Here is a 17552-nt window from a genome sequence, read left to right as displayed (position 1 = left end):
GATCGGTCAGTCGTTGATCGACCCGTCCCGTTGTGCGTCTGCCAGGTAGCCCGAGAGTGGCTGGCGCGGCTTGAAGTGTGGATCAGCAACGATGCGCATGCCGCGCGGGCCGCGGACGCCTTCGAGGGCCGAGAGACTGACTTGACCCAGCTCCGGGCTACCGGTGCCGGCATCGCACAGCCCAAAGGCGCGATCCGCGTCGGCATCGAGTTCAGTCAGCAACCAGGCGGCTCCTGCGTCGAGGGTGTAGAGCTTGACCACGGGCAGCGGGTCAATGGTTTCGCCACGCGTGCGCGCGGCGCCATTTGCCAGCATTCGAAGGCGCTGTTCGTCGGTTAGGAATGTCATCGTTATCGCCGGGATGAATACGAATATAGCTTTCAGATAGAACTGTGCAAGTCGGGAAAGCGGCAGATGGAGTGCGGCAGCGAATGCATTTGCGCCACCCCAGTCGCCAGAAGTGGCCATTTTATGAGTTAAAGATAACGTGGTTTTAATTGCTTTATAACGTAACGCTTCTGTGCATGCAGAAGCAGGGAATACAGCGCGGGCGGCCGACCGGCGCGACGACATTTGAGGCAGGCCCGGCACGGGCCTTTGGCGATGCGGTGCGCGCCTTGCGCACCGAAGATGGCGTTGCCCAGGAAACCCTGGCGCACCAGGCTGGTATCGAGCGTTCGCACATGGGCAAGATCGAGCGCGGCGAGCACATGCCGACCTTGGCGATGATCCTGAAGATCGCACGAGCGCTGGGCCGTAGCGCTGGGGAACTAATGCTGGAAACCGAGGCGCGTCTGCATAGGAATGAGGAGTAGATCGGCCGCCGACTGTCGCCGGCTGCCGATGCGTCATGGCTAGGCCACGATTCGACCGGCGAGACGCGCCTCTCGCGCATAGGTGCTCAAGCGTTTCTGCGCCTCGAAGTGCAAGTCCCGCTCAATGGGAAGCCCGAGCCGGCCGCGCACAGTTGCGATCTCTGCCAGACTGACCCACCCCAGCTCGGGGTAGCCCAGGCCCAGGTCGCACAGACCGAACGCATGATCGTGGTCGTCCGGGTCGATCTCGGTCAGCAGCCAGGTCGCCCCGGCGTCCGGGGTGAACAGCTTGACCACCGGGGCTGGATCGAAGTTTTTCTGTTCGAGGGACTGCCGGCCGTTGGCCAGCAGCTGCGCGCGTTGTTCGTCCGTGATGAGCTTCGTCATGGTCTTCTCCTTGGAAGGAATCAGGGCGGAATTGCCCGAGACCGGAAGCAGCACGGCGCAGCGCAGCTGTCAGGGTTCGACAGACGGCCGCGAGGCCGCCAGCGTGTACAGCACGCGCAGACCTTGACGGTGAGAACGGCGTGATACGGTGAAGGGAACAGCAAGCCAGCCCCCCCACCAGCGCTACGCACCTGATTTTTGGCAAGCGCAGCGCGCAGCGCCGACTGGCGCGAAGGCGTCAGCGATGGAAGCCCGAAGGGGCGAGACGCCACCGGCGGCTTGATGCGCAGCACGACAGCGCGGCCGGCATCGCCGGAGACGCACAAAAACGCTTGGTCTGGATGACGGATATCTGGAGAGTCGTAGAGCCGGCGATCCGGCATTCAACAAACCCTCCGAAGCGTAAAGCCGCCTTCACGAAATCGCCGTTGAACCGTGGAGCCGTAAAGCCGTAAAAGCGGATTGGCAAGCAGACGCAGATACGGGTTTACTAAATTGGGAACATCAGCAAACCCGTGAGTCAGGGGCGAGTCTGCGCCGGTCTGATGACGCGCAGCCCAACAGGGAGCGAATACGATGCCTGCATGGAAGCTCCCCAACAAGAACCCTCGGACGATCCCCTGGAAGTCATGCTCCGTCGGTCCGACGCTTCGTGCAGCTCGTTGCTGCACCTGCTCGACGGCGCTGAGTTCGATCCCTCAGCTCGTGGCGAGGCCGCCTTCGGCATGTGCTCCGTGGCGCTCGAGCATGGGCTCAGCCTGCGCGCCTTGATGGCGATGGGATTGGCCACGTCGGCGGTCGGCCTGATGCGGCTTCAGTTCGAGGCCTTGACCCGCGCCATGTGGCTGCAATATGCCGCCAGCGATCTGGCCATCGAGAAGCTCAGCGCACCGCTGACCCTGCAGAGCGAGCAGGCCGCGAAGAACCTCCCCTCGGCCAGCGAGATGATCGAGCAGATTGGCAAACGTGTCGGACCAAACGTGCCCGCGGCCGCGCATCAGATGCTGGCGCATTTCAAGGATGTGCCCTGGCATTCACTGAACTCGTTCGTGCACGGCGGCATCCGCCCACTGCGCCGCCAGTCCGAGGGCTTTCCGGTCCACCTGGCCCTGCAGATCCTGCGCAATTCCAATGGATTGCTCACGATGACCGCCATGACCTTGGCGGTCCTGACATGGGATGAAGCGGTCGCCAAGCCCATGAGCAAGATCCAGCCTGCGTTCGCCGACTGCCTGCCCGACCTGGTGAAGTAGCGAAGTGGCAGAAGAAAAGCGCCGCGCCGGTGGCGGGGCGCCGAGGGCGACGCTCAGTCGCCCTTGCTGCGCGACCAGATCAGATTGTGCGCGCCGTCCTCGCCTTCGACCAGGCGGGCGTAGATCGTTGCCGGGAACGACGGGTCATCCAGGGTCACCGAGAGGTAGGGGCGTTCAGCCCGGCTGAGCTTCTTCCACGCTGCGCCGATCTCAAAGTTGCCGGCAACGATGCGGTAGTCCGGGGCGTTCTCGCTCTCCTTGTCGTTGGGCACGATCTTGACCTTGACGTTGAGCGTCAGGGTGCGAACCGTGCCGGTATAGCTGTCGTTTTGTGCTGTGAAGGTGCCGATGTTGGCCATGATGAAGTCCTTATGAAGTTGACCAGGTCGCGCCCATCGCGGCCTTGGCGTGATCCGATGGGTGAGGGTCCGGGCGCGCCGCACCCCATAGCGCAGCGAAGGGGTCGCAACGCAGTGAAGGACCGGGAGGCCCGAGAAATTTGCCTCGCGAGGAAGACCGCAGGTCGGGGAAATTTGTCGGGCCGGACGGTTGTGGCGAAGAAGCCCGAGGCGGCGCGAAACGAAGTGCAACGCCGCCGTGCCCTCGCCAGGATTCACGACAAATGCAAGGCCGCTGTGGGTGTGATCCTGTATCGAAAGGACCCATGGCCCCTGCACCGTCTCCGCCGCAACAGCGTTTCCGGCACGGCCCCCCAAGCGATCCCAGTCCATGTCAGCCGCGCAACGAAAAGGGAGAACGATCCCATTGCATCGGCGCTGCCAGTAGATCGGCATTTGTGGCGCGGAAGGAGTTGCGCATCGGAACGCTCTCTGTGCGCCACCGTCGTCTGGCGGACTATTCGCCCGCTTTAATCAGGACGGCTTGCACGACATCCGAGCGCAGCAAGCTGCGTCGTGTCTGCGCTCCGCCACCGGCGGGACGCCCACTTCTAGGTTCCAGGGCATTGGAGTGCCAATACCTTTGTCGCGATGCGCGACTCCATCTGCGCCCGCTGGACAGCCACCAGCGTGACAGTGGCTTCGCAGACGACCTCGTGCGCATCGTGGGCCTGAACGCGGAATGTCGCGCTCCGGTCCCCCAGCCGTTCGAGCCATCCGCGCAGCCGCAGTGGCGACCCTGGCGGGATTGGCCCCCGATGGTCGATGCGGACGGTTCGACCGACCACCACTTCTGTGGTGGCATCGACGTGCTGATGCATCTCACGAATGCAAATGGATTCGACCACTGCCACCAGGTATCCCGTGGCAAGACATTCGATCAGTCGCTCCGCATACCCGTTTCCGTGCGGAAGCCGCGCGAAAAGCGACTTCGCCGTCTGGTCCGCCGGCACGGTGTAGGACTCTTCAAAGAATATCTCGCTGACGCCTTGGTGGTTCATGGGTTATCCGGATGGGGTTGTCGAAGGCTCGATCAGCGCGCTGGATTGCAGGCGATCGGTGCTGTTCGATGCTCCCGTGACCAGCAGGCATCCCCAACCCACCGCAGCGGGCGCTGGCGTAAGGCGGCCCGCAGGGAGCGTTGGACTTGCGCGTTCCGGGAAGTCAATACGCGCGCGGCAGACCTGCCGCGCGCGTCGCGCCGATTTCTTGATCCCCGGCCTCGCGGCCGGGGAGTCATAAGGATCACGCCGTTGCGTGCGCGTCCTCGTGGTTTTCGGCATCGGCCTGCCCCTCAGCAATCGGGTCAGGGCTTGCAACGTCAGCCGGCGTTACCTCCGGGGCGCGGAACATCGCAGGCAGCCAGCCCGTGCCCGCTGCCAGCCGCTCGGCCTCGCTGGCGATCTGCGCCTTCTTGAGCTTGCCGAGCCGGTTCACCTCGCCGGGCGCGAAGGCCCGCACTCCTTCAAGTGCCCTGGCCTTGGAGACGTGGTCGAAGTAGCCTGCTGCGGTCGGCGTCCACCACGCGTGCATGTCCAGCCCGACTGCTTGCGCCAGCGCAGCAGCCGGGGCTTCGTCCTCACGCGAAGCGATGGCGGTCACCGTGAAACCCACGCACACTGCCAGCAGCGACAGCAACTCCTGCTGTGGCATTGCCAGCAACTCGGCGAACAGCGCATCCGGGTCGCTGGGCAGGCGCTTGCCCCAAGCCTCCCGCACCTGTCGCATGCCCACCGCAGCCGGTGCCTCGGCTACGTCCGGCGCGTACTGCTCCAGCCGGGCCTGCGGGTTGGCGGTGATGTTAATGGACGAACCGTAGTGCGCGTCATGGATGACGCGCAACGCAAGCCGGTGCACCACGGCCACCAGCGCAACATGCGGATGCCGGGCGACCTCGGCCTGCAGGGCAGCGGTGCGATGGGCACTCAGGCGCTTGACCAGCTTCTCCGAAATGGTGAGCTTGGCTTCCCGCTGCCCGCTACCCCCTTCGGCTTCGTCACACGTACCTTGCCCGTCGCGTTCTTGCTCTCGCAATGCCTTGGCCTGTGCCTCGGGCAGCAGCCCGCGATGCACGATCACCCCGCCCATGTGGTTGAGTGACACCACGGCCCCCGCCGTCGCCATCCCGCGCGGCGGATAGACCATCAGCGTGCGCTCGAAGGCTTCCAGCTCATTGCCCAGGCTGCCCATCTCGTCCTGCATTGCCTGCGCCTGCTCGTCCGTCATGTCCTCGTTCTCGTCGTCCAGATGGTCTTGCAGCTTGCGTTGCTGCGCTTCGAGCTTGGCGATGCGCTTGGCTTCGGCCTTGCTCGGTTCGCGCCGCTTGCTGCGCATGCGCTGGAACTGGTGCAAGTCGGCGTAGGTGGCACGCGGGGCCACGTCCACCCAACCCCAGCCCTCGGCCTGCACCTGCTCGGCCATCGGCACGAGCCTGTCTTTCGTCAGCGACTCCAGCAGCGCTGCATCCGTGAGGAAGATGCCGTTCTGCTCGTCCGCGAACAGGTCGCGCCGCACGGCCCCGCCAGCCTGCTCGTAGACCTCAACGCCCACGAACTTCGCGAGCGCATCGCGGCCCGCGTCGATCTCTTCATGCGTGAGGTGGTCGCGCAGCGCCTCCGGGCTGCGCTGCCACTGCGGCGATTCATAGAACGCCGCCTCCTGCGCCGCATGGTCGTCGGTGATGGCAAGGGCCATCAATTGCTCCAGCGTCACGGCGTCAGCCCGGTAGTCGGCCAACAGGCGCGGCGAGACGTTGGCGAGCTTCAAGCGCCGCTGCACCACCAAGGGCGTCACGCCGAAGTCGGCGGCAATGTCCTCGATGGGGCGTCCCTCGCCCACCAGATCAGCGAAGGCCTCGAACTGGTCGGCGGGGTGCATGGCTTCGCGCTGCACGTTCTCGGTCAGACTCACGGTGCGCGCCGCCGCATCGGACCCCAGCAGGCAGGGCACCTCGAAGTCCTTGGCGAGCTTGCGCCGCTTGACCAGCAGCTTGAGCGCGGCGAGGCGACGGCGACCGGCCACGACCTCGTAGTAATCGCCATCGGCGGCCAGCACCACGTTGAGGTTTTGCAGCAAGCCGACGCGGGCGATGCTGGCAGCGAGTTCGGGTATTGACGTGCCGCCGCTCTTGCGCACGTTGCGGCTCGAAGGCCGCAGCTTGGACAGCGGAATCAGCAGCAGTTCCTGCGCAGCCGTGACGGCTGCGACAGCAGCGGCGACGGCGGTGGTTTCGTGAAGGGTAGCGGTGTTCATATTGAAATATCCTGTCCCTTGCCGGGACGTTGAAAGTGAAAAAGGGAAGAAAGAGGGAAGGAATTCAAGGTGTCGGTATCTGCATGCGCGGCTCTCCTGTGGCTCCCACCCCAGCCGGATTCCAAGATTCGGAGCCCGGTGTTGGCTTCGGTGGGTTCGGCGCAGTGACCTGGGCTGGTCGCCGTTGCCGCCGTCTTTCCTGAGTTCATCGCCCGCGAAAAAACCGGGCCGGCGGGGACGGGCCGTCAAGGAAACAAGCGCAGGGTTGGTACGGCCCGCAGCCGCAGGCGAGGACAGGGCCCTGCGTGCCTTGGCGGCCAGGCACCACCGGCTACGGTCGCGGGATCAGCGATGAAGGAGGGGAAAGACGGAAACCCGGCCAACGGCCAGGGGAGCGACGAACCCACGGCCGCGCGGCGAGCGCCCCCGCGTGCCGTGGGCACGCCTGGCTGGAGGTGACCAAGCGCGCCAGCGCGTATCGGCAACATGGACTGGCCGATCAGGCGCTGCCTGGTCGGCGGTATCGAGGGGCGCCAAGCCTGCGCGGCGGGGATTGGAGCAAGCCACTCCCCTGGAGTACGCGGGACCATGCGCGCAGCGCGCACGACAAGGAAAGAATCAAAGGGCCCGCAGGCCCCTTGTGTCACAGCAACCCGCCCTCCGCGAAGCTGAGCACGTCGCTGCCCGCGACGATCAGGTGGTCCAGCACGCGCACGTCCACCAGCGCCAACGCAGCCTTCAACGTTTGCGTCAGGTGCTCATCGGCCCGCGACGGCTCAGCAACCCCTGACGGATGGTTGTGCACCAGGACCAGCGCTGCGGCATTGCGCGCCAGCGATTCCTTGACAACCTCCCGCGGATAGACCGACGCCTGGCTCACCGTGCCCCGGAACAGCTCGACGTATTCAATCAGCCGGTTCTGCGCATCGAGCATCAGCACCGCGAACACTTCGTGCTCCAGCCCGCCCAGCTTGACCCGCAGGAAGTCCCGTACCGCCTGCGGCGACGGCAGCACTTCACGCCCGCGCAGTTGCGCCCCCAGCAGCCGCTGTGCGGCCTGCAGCACTTCGTCGGCGCTTGCTGGCCGGTACTCACCCGCGACATCGCGAACGAGAAGGGAAGATTCGATGGAAAGAGAAAGATGCGACATGGTCTGCTCCGGTCTGTAGCGGGCGGAATTGCCCGAGACCGGCCCCAGCACGCTGCAGCGCAGGTGTCAGGGTTCGCAGACGGCCGCCAGGACGCAAGCGCATGCAATGCGCGCAGACCTTGACGCAGAGAACAGCGTGGTAGGTTGAAGGGAACAGCAAGTCCACCCCACCGTCTCACTCCACCGTCCAACGGCAAGCGTAGCGCGCAGGCCAGGAACGCAGAGATGGCCGGAGGCGTGAAGGATAGAAGCCGCAAGGCGGTGACAGGCACAGCTTGGCACGGGGCAACGCCCGAAAAGCCTGACGGCGGGACGCCGGAACGCCATAATGTTTCTGAATGTTCCGCGATGACTACTGCTGCATGAGCTCAGTGGTCACGCTCATACGCGCATTCCGAAGAGGAAAAGCAACGACAACGACTGGAGGAGACCCATGTCGATACTGCAGGAAATACTGGTCTGGACGCAGGGGCTGGCCACATGGCAAAGCGATGCGGTCGCCCGCTTGCTGGCCAAACAGACCCTGACGGCAGAGGATCAGGAGGATCTTTTCGCTCTGCTCAAGGCAGCACACGATATCCCCGACCCCAAGGACCGCAAGCCCAAGCCGCTCACGGCCGATCAGATTCCCGCGCCGGTCAAGGCGACGACGCACGTTGAGCTGCGCGCCATAAAGAACATGCGCCACGTCAATGCGATCGCGGAGAACCAGCATCTGCCGTTCAGCGCGGCGGGAATGACGGTTATTTACGGCGACAACGGCTCGGGGAAATCCGGGTACTCACGCGTGCTCAAGCGCGCCTGCCGTGCTCGAGATCAGATGGAAGCCATCCATCCAAACGCCAATCTGCCGGCCGGCAAGGCTGGCGATCCAGAGGCAGCCTTCGAAATTGCCGTGGACGGCGTTGCCAGGGATGCGCACTGGACCCAGGGCAAGGCTGCGCCTCCCGAGTTGTCGTCATTCGCCATCTTCGATTCACGCTGCGCGCGCGCCTACCTCGACAGCGAGGATGATTTTTCCTACGTGCCCTATGGGCTGGACGTGTTCGAAGGACTGGCGAAGGTCTGCAAGCAATTGAAGACTTCGATCGAAACCGAGCATGCACAGTTCGCTGCCGACCTCACCGCGTTCGTGCCGCTGCAGGGCGACACGCTCGTCGGCAAGCTGATCACATCGCTGTCTGCCAAGACGACTACTGCCCAGGTCGATGCGCTGGCCACGCTTACGCCTGAAGAACTGACCCAGCGCGTCGCATTCGACAAGAGCCTGAAAGAGAACAATCCGAAGGAGAAAGCAACCCAGTTGCGCCTGCGCGCTCGCCGCGTGGCCGCCATCTCGACAAATGCCACAAACAAGGGTGCGCTGGTCGACCAGGTGGTCTCCGCAAAGCTGCGCGGCCTGGCGGACAGTTATCGCACAGCGCAGGCGGCGGCCGCGCTCGCAGCCAAGCAGTTCAAGGAAGGCGAGAACCTGTTGCCGGGTACCGGCGGCGAGGTCTGGCGCGAGCTCTTCGATGCAGCCCGCAGGTTCGCGGTCGAATCCCACCCGGACAAGGCGTTCCCCGACTTGGGCGCTGAAGCACCCTGCCCACTGTGCCAGCAGCCTCTCGGCGAAGGCGCGGAGCGCATGCTGCGCTTCGAGGCCTTCATCCAGCAGGAGGCCGAGAAAACATCCCAGGCTCGCCGAACCGCACTGTTCGCCCAATACAAGCCTTTCGTCGCACATGTCCTGACGCTGAATCTGGACGATGTAACCCATGGCGAAATCGAAGTCCTCGACCCGCAACTTGCGGCTGATGCAAAAGCATTCGAGCCGTTGCTGACCGCTCGCCAGGAAGCAATCAAGGCTGCAGTGCTTTCGCACCAATGGGACGGTATCGATCAGCCCTTAGTCAGCCCGGCTGCGCGGCTCCAGGCTCTGGCAGACAAGCTGAACACCGAGGCCGAAACATTGGAGAAGGCATCGGACGAAAAGGCGCGGGCGGCCCTGCAAAAGCAGTTTGGTGAACTCGATGCACGCATACGACTGAGCCAGGTCAAGGACGCTGTCGTCACGGCGGTCGCGAAACTCAGCCACCAAGCGAAGCTCGTGAAGTGTCTGTCGGCCGTCAAGACCAACGCCATCTCGCTGAAAGCCTCAGAGTTGGCTGAGAAAGTAGTCTCCAAGGAACTGGCCGAAGCGTTGAACCGCGAATTCAAAGCGCTGGGTGTCGGTACGCTGCGTGTTTCACTTCAGAGCCGTGCCGACAGGGGCAAGGCGCTGCACAAGCTGAAACTGGAACTGCCGCAGAGCCGCAGCCCCGGCGATATCCTGAGCGAGGGTGAGCAGCGCGCGGTAGCGATCGCTGCCTTCCTGGCAGAAGTCGGGTTGAGCGGTGGCAAGGGCGGCATCGTGTTCGACGATCCGGTGTCTTCGCTCGATCATCGCCGGCGCGAGCGCGTGGCAAAGCGCTTGGCCACCGAAGCTGCGCAACGCCAAGTGATCGTGTTCACTCACGACATCTATTTCCTCTGTCTCCTCGCGGAGGAAGCAAAGCTGGCCGGCGCGACGATTGCCACGCAGAGCTTGACTCGGCGTGCAGAGGGATTCGGCATTGCCGATCCTGAACTGCCGTTCGAGGGCAAGAATGCGAGCAAGCGTATCGGCGCCTTGAAGGCCCGGCATCAGGCCATAGCCAAACTGCACAAGGACGGCGAAGAGCAGGAGCACCGGAAGCAGACTGTCGATGCCTATTTTCGGCTGCGCATGGCGTGGGAGCGCGCCGTCGAAGAGGTGCTGTTGCGCGAGGTCATCCTGCGTTTCCGCAAAGGAGTGGAAACGCAGCGACTCGCTGGCGTCAGCGTCGAAGACGACGACTATGCTCAAGTGAATGCCGGTATGACGAAGTGCTCGAATTACGCACACGACAAGGCGCTGCTGGGTGGCGTTGCGATCCCTGAACCCGATGAATTGCTCGTCGACATCATGGCGCTGGAAACGTGGCGCTCACAGATCGACAAGCGTAGTGTTGAGACAGCCAAGAAGCGCAAGGCGGCTCCCGTTGTTACGGTAACCGCATTTGGTTCGAATAGTTTGTGAACAGATAGACGAAGAACGAGGGGAAATCATATGGCAATCAAGATCGATGCATTGCGTTCGGCGGCGACGCGACAAGCCACCGTCGTAACCCGGTCTTTGAACGAGGCCCGGACATTGGGCGTCAAGACAGCATTCCTGTGCCATAGCCACCATGACGCGAACTTGGCGAAGGGCTTGGTTCAACTACTGTCCGATGCCGGCTGGCGCGTTTACATCGATTGGCAGGACGCCGAAATGCCGGATACCCCGAGCCGGGAAACTGCGCAGCGCATCAAGCAGAAGATCGTTGACCTGGAGTATTTTCTGTTCCTGGCGACGCCGAAGTCAGCTCGACCGCATCTTGATTGTCCCGACCGAAGACGGTGCACAGACGCACGGCAACGAATATCTGCAGTTGTATCGCCGCGTCGATCTGTCTGACAAGAACGAGCTCGCTGTATGGGACCCTGGGCAGAACACCAATGGTGTGTTCGTCAGAAATCTTTGAAGGTAGTCCCTTGACAGTCCTCTATGAACTGGCTGTCCTCGGCGCGCCGACCGATGCGATCCTCGGTGAGCTTGAAAGCAGCATCTCGGCTGCAACTGCACCTTTCGGACTGCGCCTAGGAGGCGAGATTGCTTGGCATGTGCGCCCGGATGCGTTCGATCCTGCACAGACCAAGTCTGCCGCTGCAGTGTTCTTCGGTGCTGCAGGCGCCCCTGTATCCAATATTGCAAGTTTGCTGCGTCGCGGTATTCCAATACTGCCGGTCGTTTCTGACATCACCAAAGTACATGAAGAGATTCCGGAGGTGCTGCGCCCTTTGAATTGTCTAGCCTACAACGTCAGCGGTGTTCAACGGACGACCTCGGCGCTGTTGGAGTGTGCGGGCTTATTGCCTCGTCAGCGCCGGGTCTTTGTGAGCTATCGCCGAGACGAGGCACGGCAGGCTGCATTGCAGCTGTTCGACGCGTTCTCTGCCCGATTGTTTGATGTTTTCCTTGACACCCACGGCATCGCTCCGGCTGAGGATTCAGGCCATGCTGTGGCATCGCCTCTGCGATTCGGATGTTCTGGTCATGCTAGACACTCCAAACTACTTCGGCAGCCGTTGGACGAGCGCCGAATTCGGCCGTGCGCTGGCCAAGGGTATCTCGGTGCTCCGCGTTGGTTGGCCAGATTCGACACCTTCGGTACGCACCGGGACCGCAAGCCGAGCTGAACTTGTTCCCGATGAGGTGGATCCGGCAACGGGTCGGCTGAAAGAGGAAGCCGTAGTGCGAATCTGTCTGCAACTCGAGGCCGTGCGCAGCCAAAGCCATGCAGTTCGCAATCTCAACCTGGGTAGCAACATCCGCAACGCGGTAGAGCAGCTCGGCGGACAGGTTGCGGGCGTTGGTCTGAACAAGGCCGTGTATGTTCAGCTGCCGGACGGGCGGGATGTTGTGGTCTACCCCACCGTCGGCGTGCCTACTTCGATAACTTTGCATGATGCGACGACCAATGCGCCTGATCGCTCTGTCGCCGTGGTGTATGACCCGATCGGTCTCCACCCCAGCTGGCTTGGACATCTCGACTGGGTAGGAAGCCATGTTCGGGGCGCTCGTTGGGTCAAGGCCAGCGAAGCTGCGTGGCAGTTCGCAGATTGGGAGGCATAAGAGATGGGCGCAATCTTCCTGTCCGCCAGTGTGCCGTTGGTTGGCCGTGGCAACTACCACGAAACCGCCGACCCATTTTTGATCCAGTGCGCCGTCCGTGAACTGGTGATGGCAGTGATCAAGACGCAACAGATCGTCTGGGGCGGGCATCCTGCGATCACGCCGATGATCTGGTCCATTTGCGAAGACCTCGGGATCGACTACGCGAAGTCGGTCGTGCTGTACTAGAGCCGGTTTTTTGAAGACCGATTTCCGGATGAGAACAAACACTTCGGCAATGTCGTTTTTGTCGATGCTGTACTCAATGATAGGGAGGCCAGCCTATTGAACATGCGTAAAGCCATGTTGTCTCGATCCGATCTGACTGCCGCAGTATTCATCGGAGGCATGGAAGGAGTCGAGGCAGAGTTTGACTTGTTTGGGCGCTTTCATCCTGTAGCCAAGACCCTGGCCGTTGCAGCTCCCGGTGGGGCGGCTCGCCAACTTGCCGAACGACTCGGCATTCCCAAGGAGTCCGCAATTTTCAGCGTGGACTTTGCCGGCTTGTTCCACTCGGCACTGCCCCCCCACGCCGATGCAAGGCACAGCCGAAGATCAATCGACGAACGACGATAGTTAACTCAAGGAGGCCGGTATGGCGCGCAGGGTATTTTTCAGCTTTCACTACCAGCGAGATGCTTGGCGCGCATCTCAAGTTCGTAATATTGGCGTCGTCGAAGGCAACCCCTCTGCCACCGACAACAAGTGGGAAGAAGTGAAGCGCGGTGGCGACACGGCAATCCGCAGATGGATTGACGAGCAACTGACCGGACGGACCTGCACCGTCGTGTTGGTTGGCGCAGAAACAGCGAGCCGTCAATGGGTGAAGTACGAAATCGAGAAGTCTTGGAATGATGGAAAAAAAGGACTCTTTGGCGTCCGCATCCACCGTCTTCTTGATCACAGCCAGCAGGCGACGATTGCTGGCGGCAAGCCGCACGAATTAAACCTTTTCAACTGGAACACGATGATCGACTCGTTCCACAGAGAGTCTGACCGCGGCGCAGTGGTTCTGGTGGAGGCTTAGTTGAGAACTATCTTGGCATCTACTTGCGCTCGCTTGTGGTCGATGAAAAGATCGCTGAACCCCTGTTTCAAGCAGTCGGTCCTCTATCGAACTTCAGCCAACGCTTCGCCGTTGCTCGCGCTCTCGGATTCATCTCGAAGAACGACTACGTCGATCTCAACCTAGTCTTACTGAACCGCCCCGGGTTCAAAGCCGAGCATGCCAACATACGTGCCAGCGACTGCGTAGACATGTAAACCACCGTTCGACTTCTGGACTCGCATTTGGGTGCCCTCCGGCGCGGCGCGGTCTAAATCTGCACTTAGGGTACGTCAATTCGACGTCGTGGTTCCTGTTCATGCCGCCTCCTCATGCATCCTTGGATGCAGCAAGTCCCAGGCCTTGGCCATGATGCGTTGGATGCCCGCGATTTCGTCCCTACCGCTTGCACGCGCTGACGGATCACCGTGCCAAGTGCTACCACTTGAAGGCAGGCCATTCAGATAGATCGCTTTGTCAAGGCACTGAATCATGGGCTATCACTGACCTGCAGCCTGTGCGGATTGGCCGCCTCAGCGCCAGCCGAAATAGCGTCAACCGGTGGCGGTGCTTATCCTGCCAGAGCAGGTCGGCTCCGGTCGATCTTCTTCCTGACGGAGCGCTCCGAAACGGCAGAAGTTGTCTATCCGGTCCCGGTGGATTTCTTGTCTTCGCGTCACCTGGGGCCCAAGCTGCTGACGCACATGCTTGGCAGATCCATCCCAAATGTTCGGGTGAAATTGGCATCCAAGCACGAAGGATCGTGCGTTTTGGGAACGCGAAACCGCAAATGTTCCCGAACTTTCTCCATCAAGCTGACACGCGGGGCCATCATCATTTCCAGCTGTCCAATGCACTGATCCGGAGAGCGCAACATGGCCGCAGGGACCCTCAAAAAGAAGCACCTGCGCCTGCGGCTGCAGCAGGGATTCACGTTGATCGAAATCATGGTGGTGTTGGTCATCATGGGCGTGCTCGCGGCATTGATCGTGCCCAACCTGATGGGGCGCCCCGACCAAGCGCGCGCCACGGCGGCACGCCAGGACGTGGGGTCCGTGATGCAGGCGCTCAAGCTATACCGCCTCGACAACGGCGAGTACCCCAGCGCGGCTCAGGGCCTGCGGGCGCTGGTTGAGAAACCCACTGGGGGCAAGGTCCCGCCGAACTGGCGCAACTACCTTGAGCGGCTGCCCAACGATCCCTGGGGCAAGTCCTACCAATACCTCAACCCCGGCACCAACGGTGAGATCGACGTGTTCTCTCTCGGCGCCGACGGAGAGCCCGGCGGAGAAAAAGCCAACACCGACATCGGTTCCTGGCAGCTGTAGGCGGTCTCCATGGGTGAAACCAGGACGCAGCCCGCGGGCCGGGAAAGACGACGTTGCGTGCAGCCAAACCATGTCCCACAGGGCATGGCCGTCGTCGGTGTGCTGCTGGTGGTGGCAGTGATCGCGGTGCTGGCCTCGGCCCTGCTTGGAAGGCAGACTGCGGCCATCCGCGCGGCCCAGGCGGAACAGACGCTGGCGCAGGCGCACTGGCTGCTGCGCGGCGAGATCGGTCGCGCGCAGCTCGTGCTGCGCGCCGAGGCGCAGCGCGAGCCGGCCACCCGCCTCGACGGCCTGTGGAGTCGGCCGGTGAACGGACAAGTGCTCGGCCAGATCGAGGGCGCACCGGCGCGCGCGTTCACCGAGATCATCGACGAGCAGTCCAAGTTCAATCTGCGCAACCTCGTGAACGGCGGGCAGATCGACCCAGTCGAGAGCGCAGCCTTCCTGCGGCTGTGCACGCTGCTCGGCGTGTCGGCGGACCAGGCCGGTCGCATGGCGAGGCGGGTCGCCGTGAGCTTGGTTGAAGCGGATCGGCAGTCGGCCGCTCCTTCTCTGCCGTCCGAGCTCAAGGCGGCCAGGGAGGCGGCACAGCAACTGGGCCTGGCGGACCTGCCCGCGCGCGAACAGGCGCCGCGTCTGCGCGCGGTCGAAGACCTGCTGGCCGTGCCCGGCGTGGAAGCCGGCAGCGTCGCGCGCCTTGGCCCGTTCGTCACGGTCCTGCCGCAAAGGACGTGGATCAATGCCAACACCGCGAAGGCCGAGGTGCTTGCCGCCTGGGTGCCCGGCCTCGCGCTGGACCGTGCGCGTGCGCTGCTGCAGATGCGTGACAACGGGCAGTGGTTCATCAACCGCGGCGACTTCGCGAACAGGCTACAGATGCCGCATCTCGACGAGAGCGAAATCCTCATCGGCATTACCAGCCAGTGGTTCCGAGTCTCGAGTGCCCTGCAAATGTCCCGCACGACGCTGCTGATGCAGGCGCTGCTGCATGACGACAAGGAAACGTTGCCTCGGGTGATGTGGCTGCGAGAGGGCGCTTGAAGGTGACACGCGTCGATCTCTTGCGATTGATGCTGCCGCCCGCGCGGCACATGGAGGCATCGCCGGTGCGGTGCGCTTGGCGCACGCCGCAGGGGACTTGGCACAGCGAACGCATCGAGGGACTGGCGGCGATTGCCGCGCGCTACCAACCCCGGCGTGTTGAGGTCTGCCCGCATCCGACTGACGTGTCGATGACGCAGATCGAATTGCCGCCGTTGCCGGCCCGGCGCCAGCGCAGCGCAGTACTCGGCGCCGTTGAGCTGCTGGCGCTGGCGTCGCCGAAGGGCCTCGCGGTCGGTTTCGGCCCGCGCAGCGAGAAGGGCTCGGTGCCGGTGGCCTGGATGGGGACTGATGTCCTGTCTGGCTGCCTGCGGACGCTGCTGGACCACGGCCTGCCTGTGCAGGCGGTGTACCCACCGCCTGCCTTCCTGCCCGGTCCGCAGGAAGGCGTTGCCAGCGCGATCGTCGTTGATGATTGGCTGATCGTGCGGACCGGCAACGACGACGGCAACCTGCATCCCATTCCTGCTGAGTGCATGGAACCGTCACAGATTGAGGCGAGGCTGCAGCTGCTGCTTCCCGGTTCGCCGCCATTGCACTGGTTGCAAGTGGACGAGGTAGCCGGCCCCTGGACCGGCAGTGGCTGGCACTGGACGCTGTCGACGGGCGGGAACGGGACTCATGAAGCCGACCGTCGCTGGTTGCGCCCGGCGATCGGCTGGGCCGCGGCCGCTGCGCTTGTGTGGCTCGCGGGCCTCCACCTTCACGCGTCGCAGGTCGCCGCGCAGGGCCAGGCGTTGACGCGCCAGATGGCAGCGCAGGTCAAGGCCGCGTATCCCGATGTGTCGGTGGTGCTCAATCCGCTGCAGCAGGCGCGGCAACTGCGCGATGCGCGGCATGCGGGCTCGGGTACGGTGGCATCGGCGGACTTCGCCGCGCTCGTGCGGGCTTCCGCAGGGCTGCTCACCCAGGCGGGGGGACAGGTGCAGCGGCTGGAGTTCCGCGACGGCCAATTGCAAGTCCGCTGGCGTGAGGGCGCCGCACCGGGCCCGGACGAGCTGAAGTCCCTGCAAGGACGGGCAGAGGAGCGGGGGCTCGCGGTGCAGGCCGAGGATGGCGGCCTCCGAATGCAGGTCGCTGCCGCGACTAAGAGCGACGGGGCTGCGTCCCGGACGGCGCCCGCGCCGAAGGCTGCCGCTTCGGGAACTTTGCGATGAGCGGCCGTTGGCGTACGCGGCGCGGGCCTCAACGCGGACCGCAGGCACCGATGCTCTGGCATGCGTGGTCGACGGCGCTCCGATCGCGTCTGCAGCCGGTGCTGGCGCAGGGACAGGCCCGCTGGCGCGGGCTGTCGCGGCGCGAGCGCCAGCAGGTCATCGCGATGGCGGTGGTCGTGGCCGTGGCGGCCGTTTGGTTACTGCTGGCCAAGCCGGCGCTGGACACGCTGCAACACTGGAGCAACGAACTGCCACGCCTGCGCTCGCAGGCCGCGGCGCTCAAGGAGGTGCTGGCCGATGTCGACAGCCCGACGGCTGCACTGGGCGATGCGTCGGTGGAACAGCGCTTGCGCGCGAGCCTGGATGCGGCGGGCCTGGCCGGCGCCTACCGGCTGCGTGAGGCTGATGCCGCATGGCAGATCGAATTCGAAGGTGCCGCCGATGTGCCGCGGGTGATGGCCTGGTTGCTCAATGCCCCGGCACGTCTGGGGATGGCGGTGCAGCAGGTCACGCTGCAGCGGTCCGAGGGCCGCGGTTCATCGGGCCCCATGGAGCAGGTCCGGGCTCGTGCCACGGTGACAGTGCAACGAAAAACGGGGAACGGATCATGATGCGAGCGAACGTGGGTCGAAGAGGAATGCGCTGTGCGCTGCTGTGCTGTCTGGCGCTGGCTGGATGCGCCGCGACGACGACGGAGGAGTCACTGTTCCGCGACGGCACCTACGTGCCGAGTTCGGGCCCGGTCGCCGAGGCTGCGGCCGCGCCGAAGCTGCCCGCGCAGCCCACAGTCCCGGGCGCGGCGCCCGCGCCGGGCACCACGGGGCGCGTCGTGCGCCCCGTCCAGTCCGAGCGGCGTCCCGCGAGCTCGGCCATGCCGGCGTACCGGTCCGGGGGGGGCGCTGAGGACAAG

The 17552-nt window shown here is 63.7% G+C and carries 18 protein-coding genes and 1 pseudogene; 12 read left to right on the top strand and 7 right to left on the bottom strand.

The genetic code is table 11. The features are described 5' to 3' along the window. Nucleotides 1-6: 6 nt before the first annotated feature. On the bottom strand, nucleotides 7-348 hold the full coding sequence (locus tag ACSFBC_RS06445; protein ID WP_435510035.1) for a DUF2958 domain-containing protein: 342 nt from the start codon (nucleotides 346-348) through the stop codon (nucleotides 7-9). A 176-nt stretch (nucleotides 349-524) separates the two neighbouring features. Between ACSFBC_RS06445 and ACSFBC_RS06440 the strand changes: the two genes are divergently transcribed. Continuing rightward, nucleotides 525-815: a helix-turn-helix domain-containing protein gene (locus ACSFBC_RS06440; RefSeq protein WP_435509492.1), complete on the top strand. Its 291-nt coding sequence runs from the start codon at nucleotides 525-527 to the stop codon at nucleotides 813-815. Between the two features lie 39 nt (nucleotides 816-854). Here ACSFBC_RS06440 and ACSFBC_RS06435 read toward each other — a convergent pair whose 3' ends face one another. Then, entirely contained in the window at nucleotides 855-1202 is a 348-nt protein-coding gene (locus ACSFBC_RS06435) for a DUF2958 domain-containing protein (RefSeq protein WP_435509491.1), read from the bottom strand. 584 nt (nucleotides 1203-1786) lie between these two features. On the opposite strand from ACSFBC_RS06435, the gene ACSFBC_RS06430 reads away from it, so the two are divergent. Next, nucleotides 1787-2455, top strand: coding sequence for a DUF6988 family protein (locus ACSFBC_RS06430; protein ID WP_435509490.1), 669 nt, complete (start codon nucleotides 1787-1789; stop codon nucleotides 2453-2455). Between the two features lie 53 nt (nucleotides 2456-2508). Here ACSFBC_RS06430 and ACSFBC_RS06425 read toward each other — a convergent pair whose 3' ends face one another. The 4 genes from ACSFBC_RS06425 to radC all read right to left on the bottom strand — a co-directional run bounded on the left by ACSFBC_RS06425 (nucleotide 2509) and on the right by radC (nucleotide 7255). Then, nucleotides 2509-2814: a DUF736 domain-containing protein gene (locus tag ACSFBC_RS06425; RefSeq protein ID WP_076196773.1), complete on the bottom strand. Its 306-nt coding sequence runs from the start codon at nucleotides 2812-2814 to the stop codon at nucleotides 2509-2511. A gap of 590 nt (nucleotides 2815-3404) precedes the next feature. After that, a complete protein-coding gene (locus ACSFBC_RS06420) occupies nucleotides 3405-3854 on the bottom strand; it encodes a thioesterase family protein (protein WP_435509489.1) in 450 nt (149 codons plus the stop codon). 244 nt (nucleotides 3855-4098) lie between these two features. After that, a complete protein-coding gene (locus tag ACSFBC_RS06415) occupies nucleotides 4099-6105 on the bottom strand; it encodes a ParB/RepB/Spo0J family partition protein (RefSeq protein ID WP_435509488.1) in 2007 nt (668 codons plus the stop codon). A 643-nt stretch (nucleotides 6106-6748) separates the two neighbouring features. Beyond that, nucleotides 6749-7255, bottom strand: coding sequence for a RadC family protein (gene radC / locus ACSFBC_RS06410; RefSeq protein WP_435510034.1), 507 nt, complete (start codon nucleotides 7253-7255; stop codon nucleotides 6749-6751). A gap of 433 nt (nucleotides 7256-7688) precedes the next feature. Here radC and ACSFBC_RS06405 point away from each other — a divergent pair, with 433 nt between their 5' ends. The 10 genes and pseudogenes from ACSFBC_RS06405 to gspM all read left to right on the top strand — a co-directional run bounded on the left by ACSFBC_RS06405 (nucleotide 7689) and on the right by gspM (nucleotide 17253). Beyond that, on the top strand, nucleotides 7689-10334 hold the full coding sequence (locus ACSFBC_RS06405; protein ID WP_435509487.1) for an AAA family ATPase: 2646 nt from the start codon (nucleotides 7689-7691) through the stop codon (nucleotides 10332-10334). 30 nt (nucleotides 10335-10364) lie between these two features. Beyond that, the gene (locus ACSFBC_RS06400) at nucleotides 10365-10754 is read left to right on the top strand and encodes a TIR domain-containing protein (protein WP_435509486.1); all 390 of its coding nucleotides are present in this window, start codon (nucleotides 10365-10367) and stop codon (nucleotides 10752-10754) included. A 77-nt stretch (nucleotides 10755-10831) separates the two neighbouring features. Beyond that, nucleotides 10832-11536, top strand: coding sequence for a hypothetical protein (locus ACSFBC_RS06395; RefSeq protein WP_435509485.1), 705 nt, complete (start codon nucleotides 10832-10834; stop codon nucleotides 11534-11536). A gap of 16 nt (nucleotides 11537-11552) precedes the next feature. Next, a complete protein-coding gene (locus ACSFBC_RS06390; protein WP_435509484.1) occupies nucleotides 11553-11972 on the top strand; it encodes a hypothetical protein in 420 nt (139 codons plus the stop codon). A 3-nt stretch (nucleotides 11973-11975) separates the two neighbouring features. Then, nucleotides 11976-12587 (top strand): annotated as a pseudogene (locus ACSFBC_RS06385) (SLOG domain-containing protein). Between the two features lie 19 nt (nucleotides 12588-12606). After that, on the top strand, nucleotides 12607-13038 hold the full coding sequence (locus ACSFBC_RS06380; RefSeq protein WP_435509483.1) for a TIR domain-containing protein: 432 nt from the start codon (nucleotides 12607-12609) through the stop codon (nucleotides 13036-13038). Between the two features lie 893 nt (nucleotides 13039-13931). Beyond that, nucleotides 13932-14384 (top strand): type II secretion system major pseudopilin GspG, encoded by a 453-nt coding sequence (gspG, locus tag ACSFBC_RS06375; RefSeq protein ID WP_435509482.1) that lies wholly within the window; start codon nucleotides 13932-13934, stop codon nucleotides 14382-14384. An 84-nt stretch (nucleotides 14385-14468) separates the two neighbouring features. Further along, the gene (gene gspK, locus ACSFBC_RS06370; RefSeq protein WP_435509481.1) at nucleotides 14469-15425 is read left to right on the top strand and encodes a type II secretion system minor pseudopilin GspK; all 957 of its coding nucleotides are present in this window, start codon (nucleotides 14469-14471) and stop codon (nucleotides 15423-15425) included. Nucleotides 15426-15427: 2 nt separating this feature from the next. Then, on the top strand, nucleotides 15428-16642 hold the full coding sequence (gene gspL / locus ACSFBC_RS06365; protein WP_435510033.1) for a type II secretion system protein GspL: 1215 nt from the start codon (nucleotides 15428-15430) through the stop codon (nucleotides 16640-16642). Nucleotides 16643-16692: 50 nt separating this feature from the next. Beyond that, nucleotides 16693-17253, top strand: a complete 561-nt coding sequence (gene gspM, locus ACSFBC_RS06360) for a type II secretion system protein GspM (RefSeq protein WP_435509480.1) — start codon at nucleotides 16693-16695, stop codon at nucleotides 17251-17253. 109 nt (nucleotides 17254-17362) lie between these two features. On the opposite strand, the gene ACSFBC_RS06355 is transcribed toward gspM, so the two are convergent. Then, nucleotides 17363-17551, bottom strand: coding sequence for a hypothetical protein (locus ACSFBC_RS06355; protein ID WP_435509479.1), 189 nt, complete (start codon nucleotides 17549-17551; stop codon nucleotides 17363-17365). Nucleotide 17552: the final 1 nt, after the last annotated feature.

The organism is Variovorax frigidus (assembly GCF_051216515.1).
GTDB lineage: Bacteria > Pseudomonadota > Gammaproteobacteria > Burkholderiales > Burkholderiaceae_C > Variovorax.
This window is presented reverse-complemented; position numbering and strand designations above follow the sequence as displayed.